General features: G+C 33.2%; 10 protein-coding genes and 4 pseudogenes. 2 read left to right on the top strand and 12 right to left on the bottom strand.

Features of this window, described 5'->3' with window-relative positions; genetic code table 11:
- The coding region (locus COL05_RS22985) for an acyl-ACP desaturase (protein WP_098670273.1) at positions 1 to 666 on the bottom strand (666 nt) is incomplete at its 3' end.
- 544 nt (positions 667 to 1,210) lie between these two features.
- Here COL05_RS22985 and COL05_RS22980 point away from each other — a divergent pair.
- Together COL05_RS22980 and rarD are read left to right on the top strand one after the other, a co-directional pair.
- The gene (locus COL05_RS22980; RefSeq protein WP_098670272.1) at positions 1,211 to 1,510 is read left to right on the top strand and encodes a hypothetical protein; all 300 of its coding nucleotides are present in this window, start codon (positions 1,211 to 1,213) and stop codon (positions 1,508 to 1,510) included.
- Positions 1,511 to 2,081: 571 nt separating this feature from the next.
- Positions 2,082 to 2,984 (top strand): annotated as a pseudogene (gene rarD, locus COL05_RS22975) (EamA family transporter RarD).
- Positions 2,985 to 3,077: 93 nt separating this feature from the next.
- On the opposite strand, the pseudogene COL05_RS32220 reads toward rarD, so the two are convergent.
- The 11 genes and pseudogenes from COL05_RS32220 to COL05_RS22915 form a co-directional block, all read right to left on the bottom strand.
- Positions 3,078 to 3,360, bottom strand: a pseudogene (locus COL05_RS32220) (MFS transporter); the annotation flags it as partial.
- Positions 3,348 to 4,574: a phospholipase D-like domain-containing protein gene (locus COL05_RS22965; RefSeq protein ID WP_098670271.1), complete on the bottom strand. Its 1,227-nt coding sequence runs from the start codon at positions 4,572 to 4,574 to the stop codon at positions 3,348 to 3,350. The gene COL05_RS22965 and the pseudogene COL05_RS32220, both read right to left, overlap by 13 nt.
- A gap of 409 nt (positions 4,575 to 4,983) precedes the next feature.
- A complete protein-coding gene (gene menA, locus COL05_RS22960) occupies positions 4,984 to 5,895 on the bottom strand; it encodes a 1,4-dihydroxy-2-naphthoate polyprenyltransferase (protein WP_098670270.1) in 912 nt (303 codons plus the stop codon).
- A 428-nt stretch (positions 5,896 to 6,323) separates the two neighbouring features.
- Positions 6,324 to 6,707, bottom strand: coding sequence for a hypothetical protein (locus COL05_RS22955; RefSeq protein ID WP_098670269.1), 384 nt, complete (start codon positions 6,705 to 6,707; stop codon positions 6,324 to 6,326).
- Positions 6,708 to 6,714: 7 nt separating this feature from the next.
- Positions 6,715 to 7,047: pseudogene (locus COL05_RS22950) on the bottom strand (histidine phosphatase family protein); the annotation flags it as partial.
- Between the two features lie 218 nt (positions 7,048 to 7,265).
- Positions 7,266 to 8,420, bottom strand: coding sequence for a 1-deoxy-D-xylulose-5-phosphate reductoisomerase (locus COL05_RS22945; protein WP_098670268.1), 1,155 nt, complete (start codon positions 8,418 to 8,420; stop codon positions 7,266 to 7,268).
- 497 nt (positions 8,421 to 8,917) lie between these two features.
- A pseudogene (locus tag COL05_RS22935) lies at positions 8,918 to 9,043 on the bottom strand (alpha/beta hydrolase); the annotation flags it as partial.
- Positions 9,044 to 9,193: 150 nt separating this feature from the next.
- Complete coding sequence (locus COL05_RS22930; protein WP_098670266.1) at positions 9,194 to 10,189, bottom strand: CgeB family protein; 996 nt, start codon at positions 10,187 to 10,189, stop codon at positions 9,194 to 9,196.
- A 282-nt stretch (positions 10,190 to 10,471) separates the two neighbouring features.
- Complete coding sequence (locus COL05_RS22925; protein WP_098670265.1) at positions 10,472 to 11,071, bottom strand: DJ-1/PfpI family protein; 600 nt, start codon at positions 11,069 to 11,071, stop codon at positions 10,472 to 10,474.
- A 56-nt stretch (positions 11,072 to 11,127) separates the two neighbouring features.
- A complete protein-coding gene (locus COL05_RS22920; RefSeq protein WP_142337626.1) occupies positions 11,128 to 12,111 on the bottom strand; it encodes a phosphotransferase in 984 nt (327 codons plus the stop codon).
- Between the two features lie 56 nt (positions 12,112 to 12,167).
- Positions 12,168 to 12,998 carry a GNAT family N-acetyltransferase gene (locus tag COL05_RS22915; RefSeq protein ID WP_098670264.1) on the bottom strand — a complete coding sequence of 277 codons (831 nt, stop codon included), beginning with the start codon at positions 12,996 to 12,998 and terminating at the stop codon, positions 12,168 to 12,170.
- Positions 12,999 to 13,171: the final 173 nt, after the last annotated feature.

Below are 13,171 nucleotides of genomic sequence, written 5' to 3'. Positions count from 1 at the left end.
TGGCATTTTAAAATTCCTAATCACATTGTCAATATGATAGCAATACTTAGGTTCTAATTCCAAATGTGTTCGAATGACATCTCGATAAAACGCATAATGAAGAGTCTCATCTTTGGCAAGACGGCGTAATAATGTAGCAAGATCTGGATCATGCTTATTTGCAACCTTAGCGACATTATTGTAAAACACCATCGTTGCAAGTTCTTGTAGCGTCGTATACGTCATGGCTTCGATTGGTGTATGAAAATCAGGCTCAAATCCACCCTCAAGGACTGACTTTCTTAATTCATGTATACGTTTAGGGTTCACACTTCGAGTGAGTAGTAAATATGTCTCCAATAAATTCGAATGTTGATCCTCTTCTGAGGTCCAAGTATGAATAAAGTCTGTAATAACAGAAAGGGACCCTTTAAAAGTCGCAGATAAATACGTTGTAAACCAAGGTAAATTCACTTCTGTTAATAAAGCTGTTTCAATGGCTGTAATTACACCAGAAGGAAGAGTAACTTGACTTTCATCCCAAGGAACTCTTTTAAAGTCCATTCCCTTATCCCATGGTAAAAACTCATGATAACCCCAGTCTATCTTCTGCGCTCTTATTTTATGTTGTTCATACAGTTCTTTTAAACGTGGTTCTAATCGGAAATCTAAATCATTTGTTAGCATAAAAGTCCCCCCATTTCTTATCACAGATAGTCATTCTATTTTTACTCTTAAAATTTTCTACAAATAAATATTACGTTCCTTTTTTAAAGTCAAACATAATAAATTTGTAACAAAACTTTTTAAGAGCGCTATATTTTTATAGGATTTTTTTATTAAAAGGGGGACCGTTACATCTATTTTCTTTTTTATAAAATAGATACTGAGGCATACAATATGTTAGTTAGCCTAAATAAAGAAACTAACCTCAGTAAATACAGAATAACATTCATGGATGAAGATACTCGTCATGTTATAAATCTTCGTGAGTGTAAAAAGGTGCATGCTTATAAAGAATCGTTTTATAATAAAGATAGATAGTGTTTTATACACACTAAAAACTTATTTAGATGTAAATCCAATATATTAGATTAAGCACTTGAAAACCAAATAAAGTGGATGAGATAGCCTTAAACGACAAATCCCAACTAGAACAATGTACATTGTCTATGTATGGTAAGTTAGACCAAATTTTGTTATACAACAAAAAAGGGAAGAGGCGATAAACATGCAGTCAACGGAAGCGCATATGAAGGAAAAACAACGTAGAGAAAAAATAGAAATTATATTTAGTCACAGGGTAAAAGGAGAGAGTTATTTTCACGGCTCTTCCTATCAATGGAAAAACATTGTATATCAAAATTATAATAAAATACAACAAAAAGAGTTGGAAATTGAACAACTCATTTCAAAAATGGAAAAAGAAGGGGTTCGTTTTACGCAGCACCGTTCACTCATACACTATCCCGTCATTGATTTTGTAAAATATATAGCTAAGATTTATAAGGAACCCCTCGAAATACAATAATCATATTTATAAAAGGTTTATTTCTGGGGATTTTTTTAACTTAAAACCAGAGGTACCACCACATTTCCATCAAGATAAAGTTTTATAACACCCCCAAAACGAAATTTTAGGTTTTATTTTGAAAAAAGCCTATTTATCGTTTTGGGGGTGACCTGTTTTCTTAGGTTGATGGCGATGGGGTACCGCCAGCTTTTCAGAAAAAAACAGGCTAAGAGTATACTAGATTTTATACAGTTTTTCTGCTAATCCAGTAACCCAAAAACCATGCCAGGATAGGAATGTATAAAAATGAATAGAGTTATAGAAAAAGAAAAAGTGGATTTCTTTTGAGAGTAGGGATTCGCTTTTTTCTTGCTAGTGATAATAGGGCGTTATGTTAACCCCACATGTATACAATATGTATTTTTCTACTAAAAACATAAGATAATAAAACATTTTACTTTACCAATCATTGATGTTAAAATCGTGATTTGTAATAAAATGGATTACACCAGTACTTTCCCTACTACTAATAGCTATTTAAAACAAACCAGGTAATTTAACACTTAAATATTTAGGAAGAAGGCTCAGAATGAAATTAAATAATGAAAAAGATGGCATTGTGTTTGCAGTACTTTCTTATATTATGTGGGGTATTACTCCAATTTACTGGAAGCTTATTCAACACGTATCTTCAGGAGAAATTCTAGCACAATGAGTTTTTTGGTCCTTTATTTTTATGCTTGTACTTTTATTTTTCATGAAGAAATGGTCTACATATGTTGAATTCATGAAAGAAATTGTTAAAAATCCAAAATTAGTTTGGTCACTTTTTATTGCTTCAGTACTGATTAGTTCAAACTGGGGCATCTTTATGTGGGCAGTGCTCAATGGGAAAATATTAGAAGCAAGTCTTGGTCAATACATTAATCCTTTAACAAGTATGTTAATCGGTGTAATTGTATTAAAAGAAAAGTTAAGTGGTTCTCAAATTCTTGCATTTATATTAGCAGGCATTGGTGTATTAACACTAACGTTCCATTATGGTGTGATTCCTTGGATTTCTCTTAGTTTGGCGCTTACCTTTGGATTTTACGGTTTAGCCAAAAAAATGATTAAAACAGATTCAGTCATTGGATTAACACTTGAAACGATGGTAATTTCGCCTATTGCGTTGGTATATTTGGCTTATTTGATGTTTCAATCTCAAATACAATTTTTCAATTCTGTTTCAACCAGTTTATTATTAATGGGGAGTGGCGTAGTAACAGCTCTACCACTTTTATTATTTACAAAGAGTGCTAAAAAAGTTTCATTATCTATGCTTGGTATTCTCCAATATATTTCACCAACTCTGTCACTAATAGCCGGTGTTTTTCTTTATAACGAAACGTTAACAAAAGCTCATTTTATAGCTTTTACCTTTATTTGGTTAGCTCTTATAATTTATACTTTTTCTTCTATAACAAAGTCAAGTAAAGAGAGTAAAAAATAAATGAGTTTAACTTATAAATAATGAACTACCTGTAACGAAAATTATGTAAATAAGCTGTCCATATGGGCAGCTTATTGTATTTTTTACTTAGCGTTTTTTTGATGCATGTTGAATTGATGGTATTTTTGTACCAAGTTCAAGTATGAATGCAACAAGTGCTAATCCTGTACATAGAAGAAATAGATAATGGAATGAAAATGATTTTATTACTCAAAGATCTAACCATGCCATTGCTTCTCCACGACGAGATGATGGAATACATCAATCACAGCCTTTTAGCAACTGCCCAGCTGATTCCATGGAGAATACGTAAAACCACTAAACATATAACCCCTGTTACCCAAGTATAAAAATGCATTGTCTTTACAAATAATACTCAAACATTTTTGCAACCTTTTCTTTTATTTTTTCTTTTATAGATAATTGATTGACGTCAGAGGATGTTACTTGCTTTGAATTTTGTAAGTCTGCATTAATCACAGGTTTTATTTTCGAAATATAGATAGGGTCATGAATATAACAGTTCATTTCTTCATTTAAATGAAATGAGCGTGAATCAAAATTCACGGTCCCAACCATCAATACTTTTTCATCAATCAAAAATACTTTACCGTGTAACACCCCTTTTTTATAACCATATACTTCCATACCCTGTTTTAATGCTTTTCGGATATATGGATATGCTGCTTCTTTAACTAATAGTGCATCCGAATGAGGTGAGAATAGAATTTTGACACGGACTCCCCTCTTTCTCGCATCTACTAATGCGTTCCAAATAGTTTTGTCTTTTGGTATAAAATAAGGTGTTAATATAATAATGGATTCCTTTGCTTGTTCAAACAGTATTTTATAATCTTGCCCAAGTTTTTTTCCACTATAATATGCAGTAAATCGTTGCGAGGTTGCTCCCTTTTCTTTTACCGCATTGTGTATCGGAATCGGTTTCTCTGAGTTTCTCTTCCAATCTAATACAAATTGGCGTTCTAAATCTTGAACTCCTTCTCCTCGTATTTGAAGATGATAATCTCTCCAATAACCAAGTTTTTCTTTTTCTCCTAAATACTTCTTCCCGATGTTGAATCCGCCAATGTAACCAACCTTTCCATCAATAACTGAAATACGACGATGATTCCGATGATCCAAAGAAGAAAAAAGATAAGGGAAAGCAGGTTTATTGTAATATGTAAAATGAACTCCTTTTTTAACTAATAATTCTCTTTCCTTTTTCTTTAGTAAAATTCCACCTAACCTGTCCAAAGCATAGTATACTTCTACACCTTCTTGACTTTTTTTCCGTAATAACTCTAGAAACTGATGGCTTACTTTATCATCAGCAATAGAAAAAAAGTTAACATGCACGTAATGCTTTGCTTTCTCTATATCTGAGAATAGTTGATTGTTTAACTGTTTCCCATCTGTATACAAAGTAATATCACTTTGACGCATAGGGTATTGACTAGAATTCTGGCTAAATACCTCATTTTTTTCGGCTATCGTTCTGTCAATTTCACCCCAAACAAACAGAACTAAACATCCACCGATAAATAAAAAGAGGAATACTCGGAAAATTCTTCCTATCTTTTTCAGCATATTTAATCTCCTTTATATATTATCGTTTTATTTCTGTTAGTTTTTGTTATTGGGACAAAACTATTCCATGCATCTATTAGCTAAAAAAATCCTTCTTTGAATAATTAACTATAAAATTTCTCATTCGCATAACCCTAACATTGAAAGTCGTACGATGATAACAAAATTGGCACTCTATATTTTGAAGTACATTTACAAGGAGGAATACTACATGACAGTAAGTACTAAACTTAAACAAATATAAAAATCATTCCTCTAACCATCCTGACCTTTATCTCAACTAAACTATTAAATAGTGTAGATTTATAAAAGAGTTTAATCGTTATTAAAGAAATACAAAAATAAAAACCCCAATCTCTCCATATTAAAATTGAGAAATTGGGGTTAATTTATTTCATCATATTTTTATTTAAAACAAATAACTAATTAATAATCCTGCTGATAATAAGAAACCAAAAATCGTATTTGTCATCGCTGTTGATTTCATTGCGATGCGCATATATCCGGGATCCTTTGCTCCTTTTTGGAAACTTTGAATGGCAGAGATTGGCTTTCTCAAACCTAGGAACATAACTAATGCCCAAGGGCTTATATAACCCATCAATACAATTACGGCGATCCATAAATAAGCAATGAAAAAGGCTACAGCTAGTGTTACTATTGCTTTTTCTCTCCCAAGGAGGATTACTAATGTCTTTCTTCCACCTTTAATATCTTCTTCAATATCTCGGATGTTATTTGACATGTTGATTGCACCGACTAAAATTCCAATTGGAATGGAAATTAATACACTTTCAGTCGTTATCGTATTCGTTTGAATAAAGAAAGCAATAAGTACAAAGCATGTCCCCATTAACAATCCAGAAACTAATTCTCCAAATGGAGTGTACGCAATTGGTAATGGACCACCTGTATATAAATAACCAACCGCCATCCCAATTAAACCAATGACGACTAACCACCAACTGCTATTCATACAAATATAAACTCCAATAATTGCTGCTACTACATACAATAAAAGCGCAACTGTTAATACATTTTTTGGTTTCAATCCGTGACGGACAATTCCCCCACCAATCCCAACAGAATCAGCGGTATCTAATCCACGTTTGAAATCATAGTACTCGTTAAATAAATTCGTTGCTATTTGCAATGCTAAACATGCAACCATCATCGCAATAAATAAAAGCCAATCAATTTCGGCAACATAAAGTGATGCCACTGTCCCTAAAATTACAGGAGAAAATGTCGCCGTTAATGTATGCGGGCGCGTCATCTTCCATATTAATTTAGCGGAACTAATTTCTTTGTCTGTCCCCATAACTCTGTTCAAACTCCCTACTTTAAGTATAAATTACTAGCAGTTTCTTTCTATCTATTTTCTGCCACGCATCTATTATAGCAAAAAAAGAATTGGCGATAGAACTTTAATGCTCTTGCTTGCACGATAACTTTGCATTTAAATATCGTTTTTCTAACATGGGGCACAGACGCATACTCATCAACTTAAGAAAATAGATTCACCCCAAAACGAAGAAATGAGCTTAATTCTCATATATAACTGTCGAGAGGTAAAATTTTTGTTTTGGTGGTGCTTCAAAATATTAGCTTGATGGCGATGAGACTGCCCCCCTAATACTTTATTTTAATAATGACTCTTTTCATGAAATAAAACTCCATTATCAGCCTAAACCATTTTTTAGATCTAACAATAACAAGTGTGCTTCTTTACCTTTCAGATAGTCTCTATTATTCTAATTTCTTCATTTCTTTCAGCCATGCTATCTCCTTTTCTGAAGCGTTTTCTATTTTATACAGTTCATAGCTACCCTTTATCTCATCTATCACTACAAATTCAACTTCATTTCGAACATAGCTTTTAGTTTTTCCCTTTTTATAACCAATAACATTATCTAATATAGTTTTTCCACTATCTTTTTTATATAAATTATAGCTAACAGGTGGACGTCCAATTACATACTTATTATCAGAAAATCCGACTATATCATCCCTTCCTAATCCTGTCGAAACACTCCAGACAAAAATAATCTGAAATATAGAATAAACAACAATACCGCACATGAAAAGAAATAGGATTGATTTAAAAAATAGCTTTAAAGATATCCTGTTCAAAAACACTCCCTCCCGTTAAAGCAAAGTCGGGGTCTAAAAATGACTTTTCTATCAAAGGAAATAATTCTTTATCCGACATTCGTTCCTCTTCAGCAATAAAAATTCTCTCTTTTAAGTCTTCAAATACGAAAACTTCTTGTCCTATTTGCTTCGCTAACTGCTGAACAGTTAGAATTGAACGATTGTATGGACTCGAGATAACAACGTCGATTCCCTCACCTTGTAATATATCTGTTATTCGTTGAACATCTAATTTCCCTTTTTCGGTTAATCCTCTTGTTGTTTCTTTTCCAAACTTTGGTGAATCTCCGTGTCTAACCATATATATGAAAGTTTTCATAATTACCTCCAGTTTTTTTAGATTTCTTTATTCTGTATATAGCTTATATTAATTAAAAAGAACTTTCCCAATGACCATAACTAATAATTACTATAAATCCTTCTGCATGCGATGTCTTAAATACATTCCTTTACAATTCCGTGAATGTAAAGGTATGAAAACAAAAGAACACATAAAATGGAGAGCTAAAAAAGACGAGTTCTGTTCTAGCTCGTATTTCATTTTCTAATTAATAATTCGTTTGCATATTCACGAGCCCAATGATCGGCGTCTAATACTGTTTCCAAATCTGGATTTGCAATGCTATGATGAGCTTCAAGAGTAGAATAAATTGTTTTTTCAATATCAAAAAATGAAATTTTATTTTGTAAATATAGCGCATTTGCAATTTCATTTGCTGCATTCAAGACAGCAGGTGTTGTACCACCAATTTCCCCTGATTCATACGCATAATGTAAGCAAGGGAATTTTTTGAAATTTGGTTTTTCAAAGTGTAGGCTAGCTATCTCTAGTAGATTTAATTTTTTATAGTTTGATTGTAATCTAGTTGGATAATGAAATGCATATTGAATCGGCATTCTCATGTCAGGGGCACCGAGCTGTGCCATGATGGATCCGTCTATAAATTCAACTAAAGAATGAATAACACTCTCTTTATGAATTAAAACATCAATTTTCTTATACGGGATATCAAATAACCAACGTGCTTCCATAACTTCAAAGCCTTTGTTCATTAATGTAGCTGAATCAATGGTTAGTTTTGCTCCCATTAACCAGTTGGGATGCTTTAAGGCATCTTTAGCTTGTAAGATTTCCATTTCCTCACGTGTTTTATCTCGAAATGCACCGCCTGAAGCAGTAACAATAAGCCTCTCAATTTCTTGAGTATTTTCCCCATTTAAACATTGAAAAATGGCAGAGTGCTCACTATCTACTGGAATTAAGCGGCAGCCGTTTCGTTTCGCTAAATCTGTCACAATATGCCCTGCTGCAACTAATGTTTCTTTGTTCGCAATTGCTATATCTTTTTTCGCTTTTAATGCTTCAATTGTTGGAAGGAGACCAGAGACACCGACAACTGAAGATAATACAAGATTAGAATCAGGGTAAGTTGCAACTTCAATTAATCCATCTGTTCCATATGTGACTTTTGTGTCCGTAGAAATTCGCTTCCGAAGTGCATCTGCTAAATCTTTTGTGCTTACGCTTACAATTCGAGGGTGAAATGTATGTATTTGTTGTTCGAGAAGGTCAATATTGTGATTTGCTGTTAAACCAATAATTTTAAAATGTTCTGGATGAGAAGTGACTACATCTAATGCAGACGTACCAATTGAGCCAGTTGAGCCAAGAATTGAAATATATTTTACCATTATGATTCTCTTATACTATGAAACACGTCAAATTCCTTTTTCATCAGATTTAACGAATATTAAGATGAAATATTTTGGGTATGTGGATTTTTCTCAACTTTGGATAAGACCTTTAATTTAAAATTCGCAAGAAACCTAATCCAATAGAAGCAGGCGATTTGTGTTTACGTAATCTTGGTTACTTCAATTTAGGAGACTTACAAACTATTCATGATAACAGGTCTACTACATCTCGCGGTTGAAGCTGAATACACACATTTATATTAAGAACCCTGAGCCAGTTTTGAGCATTAGGCTTACTTTTCTCCAAAAACTTTTCTGGACTTATAGCTAGCTTTATTATCTTTATTTACAAGGAACTGGTTATGACAACTACATTCAATTTTTCAAAAGAAAATCCGTTGCTCAAATGCGAACAACGGACCTTCTTTATTTGAAACAATTTAAAACATCCTCGGCAATCTCTTCTGGCCTATCCCAATGCATTAGGTGCCCTGTATCTGTATAAAACTTAATTTTGTACTTCCTAAACCATGAAAACAAATGATTTGAGGATTACTTTCATCTCCCCATTCACAAACACTTGCTTCATATTCACCAAATTCTACAAAAAAGTGATTCATTTTTAATCTCCTCTAATGTTTGCATGCAAATTTTTTTTTCAGAATAAACAAATTCTATAAATTTATTCAAATCCCTTTTTCGCAAATAATGTTTATAGAATACGATAGTTAGAAAGCACGAAACGCTGATCATTTAAGTTAATAGTTAGACTACACCTTCACACCTATGAAATTAATATAGTTTAATAATTGTACTATACGTTTATCATATGTGTGACTTCTTAAAGTTCTATCCAGTCCATTTTTTGCTATTTGTTTTCTTTCTTGTACATGTTCCAAATAATACTCCGCTTTTTGTATAAACTCCCGTACACTATTAAAAGTTTCTATTTCAACACCGGGTATGTAATGCTTTGCTACATCCGGACGTATATCAGTTAATTGAAAAGAACCTACGGCATTAATTTCAAACGTCCTATTATTTACTGAATAGGCTTGGATATTTGCAGCATTACAATTCAATTCCTGATCATTTGATGAACGGTGTAAATTTATATTGATTTTAGTCGATACGTAAAATTGTAACGCATCCTCATACTTCGCAAGTGGCAAGAGTTGTATTTTATCCTTTAATCTCTCATAATTTTTTAATTTCTCCCAACCAAACCCCACAATTTTTGTGTTTTTTTCTGCCAAATATTCTGAAATGGAATCAACAAAGGTAAGTCTATTTTCAAATGCTGTACCTATAAAACTAAGATCATACTTATATGTATCTTCTTTCTGAGAAGGTTTAAACACATCTTGATTTGCTGCTAACGGAAGATGAAACACATTCTTACATCCTAATCCTCTATAAAACTTGATACAATTTAAATCTTGCGTAAATATGTAATCATAGTGCGGCACAAGATGTTGTGTTACATCCGTATAATACGGATCATCTGTCAGCCAAAGCCCAGTAGTAAAACCCGCACTCTTTAGTACTGGCATGACACTAATAATTCCCTCGTTTAAACCACCGAGTACCAAAATAAAATCCGGTTTCATTTTTAATGCGGTTTTTATCGCTCGTTCTGGGTTCACCATAATTGTATTACTGTTTACCTTTTGTAAACTATGCAAAATTGCTTCTTCGATCATTGGGTAATAAAAAGGAATGCCTGATTGAATAAATAAAATTTTCTTAGACGTATTGTCTTTCATGTCATCTCCCCTATTTCTACATAATCACAGTGCACGAAAATTAGCAGTCTTTATTCATTTTATGACATCTTACTTTACATGTATAAGCAACGTTTATGTCCATTATGTTGAACTCCCCTCATTTTGGAAGATGTTACGAAGGGAATAAAGTGGAATAAAATTAGGTTATATTCAGCCTAATTATTAAACATAGAAAATGAAGAGCCTGCTCATATGAGTTAGCTCTTTCTCCTTTAAAATATTTAATACACTCTACAGCAGAAAACTATGATTACGGTCAAATCAATTCCAAACAACCCCCCGCCGCTCGTATTCCATTCTATATTCAACAGCAGTTGCAATTTTTGGACTTGCGAACCTTTCCGTGATCCAAAGTCCTAAGTCAACTCCCGAAATAACTCCTCTTGCGGTAATAACATTCCCTTGATCTACAATTCTATAAGGAAGAAACTCTGCTCCATATTCACTCATTTCACTCTGCGCCAAATGATGCATTGTCGCCTTTTTATCATTTAATATACCGGATGCAGCTAGTAACATACCTCCAGTACAAACTCCCGCAACAATCGTTCCTTCGTTGTGCATCTCTCTAATCATTTTAGTCAAAGTACCAAGCTCAGCTTCCTTTCGTGCCCCGTGCTCAGCTTTATGATTCCAGCCTCCACCAGGTACAATTAACAAATCTGGGCGATTATCTATTCGCAAAAAATCATGTAGTTTCACCGTAACTCCAAATGAAGTAGTAACTTCTTGTTTCGGTTCACTTAATACGAGTTCAACCGTAAATGGAGCCCCTTCTTCTATCGCTCTTTTCAATACTTCAAAAGGTGCAAAGGAGACCAGTTCTCCGAATCCGTCAAACAATACAATTTGTATTTTCATTTTTTTGAACACCTCATATGGTTTCTTTTTCGTATTCAAGATTAGGAAAAGAAATGTTATCTACAAATTAACAATGACGATAGTCTTTCTCCTCTTCTTTTATAGACTCTCAAATGTTCTACTAATTCACTCTCGTCACCTATTAGGCTCAACGTCTTTTTAACGAAATTCCAATTTAAACTGCCTGATAACCACAGCAACGAAGAAAGTCTTTTATAATCATTTGGAGTTAAAATGTTGCTAGCTTTATACCCTTCTAAAAATGCTCTAGCAACTTCCGAACATACTACATGTGACTCTATTCCTTCTGTCCGGGAATACCACTTTATTAAAAAAGCTAGCCCTTCCATACGATCAATATATCCAATCGATTCAAAATCTACAATTCCTTTTACAGACTGATTTGAATCCCATAAGACATTTAAAGGATTTAAATCAGTTTGTACAATAAACTCTAAATTACTCTTATGCGCGCATTCTATATGGTACTTAGCGAAATCCATATAACCTCTCAATTCCTTACTTGTACAACCCTTATTTTCTAATAGCTTAATAAACTCACCATATCCATCTAAATGAGATTTCTTTTGAAAAGTCGAGCTTTGAAACACACTAGAAATATCATGTATTTTTCTTGCTTCCTTTCCAAAGACTTCTGCCATCGTTTCTGTACAATGAGTAACATGTTCCCCTTCTATCCAAATAGACAATACAAACCGGTACTGTTCCTCATTCCAAGTGACACATGTAAAGGAACCCCCCGCCTTATTCTCCTTAATCTGCATAAATGGAATTCCATGCTCTCGTAAATAATACGTAAACCGCACTTGCTCTTTCAATTGTTCATTTGATAACGTCCCAAAGGCCGGATTGATTGTTCGATTGCTATTTATAAACCGTGCAGAATACCGATTTCCATTTACGATGATTTTATAGTGTAGATCTGTATGCCAGCTATTCTTATGTAGTTCTTCTTCCACTACTAATGTATGGATTTCTTTAAAATAATTTATTAATATGTCTTTTATTATTTGTTTCATCTTATTCTCCTTCCATGTAAAAACCCTCGATGATAGGTTTGTAACATACACTTCATTTACTCAAAAGGAAAATAATAGCCTACATAATTAAACACATTTGTAAAACCTACATTTTCTACAACGGCCACAGAAGGCTTATTTAATTCCATGCAGTCCCAATATGGAATGATATTATTCTCCAAACACTCTTTTACGAAACTATGAGCTATCGTTTGAGCTAATTTTCTCCCTTGGTGACCTTCTATCGTTTCAATATCTATACAGTGTATATTGTCAAAGACGAACCCCGAAAAACAAACACTTACAATCATGTTGTCAAAAACTATACAATAGCCTATTCCCTCGTTAAAAAATTCATCCGTTGAGGACCAAAACTCTAAAATTTTCGATTGTAAAAACTCAATATTTTTCAATGAATCTCTTTGATTCTCATAAAGAGTTTTACTCATTTTCAACACTATATACCCTTGTTCAATTTTAGGTTCATGATTCCCCACATAATCTTCTTCCTTTAGCGTATACACTCTTTGATTCCAACTCTTTAAACTACGTTGTTGAAATATCCTTTCGATTGTTTTATTCCACTTTGAATGATTACCGATTCCTTCAAAGCTAGTTAGTCCAACCTTTCTAGCCTCAGGTATTATTACATTATCAATAAAGCTATTCATTTCATTATTAAATTTTTCATTTTCAGCATCTCCAATAAAGAAGAAGCCATCGTTATTCCCTAACCAAATAAGTCCTGAATTAGGAGAATAGATGTTATCTACGAATATACGGCCAGGATTCACTCCTGCAATTACAGCCTTTACTTCTAATTGACCTTTTGCATTTACTAAACCATTACATTTATAAAAATCATCCTTGTTTAATTCAGAAATCATATGTTCCGCCCCCCTGAAACTGCCCTGTTCTAACTTTACCACCATGACAGAATATTCTCTATTCATTTTAATAGTTGCTTTAAACTAATCAAATATAAAATAAAGGAAAGAAGACTCCATCTGATTTGTGTTACGGGTGAAACCCAACAATTCAGGTGGAGATGAATTGCCGT

The sequence above is a fragment of the Bacillus sp. AFS059628 genome, from assembly GCF_002571225.1.
Lineage (GTDB): Bacteria > Bacillota > Bacilli > Bacillales > Bacillaceae_G > Bacillus_A.
Note: the sequence above shows the minus strand (reverse complement) of the source record. Positions and strands in the feature narration are given on the sequence as shown.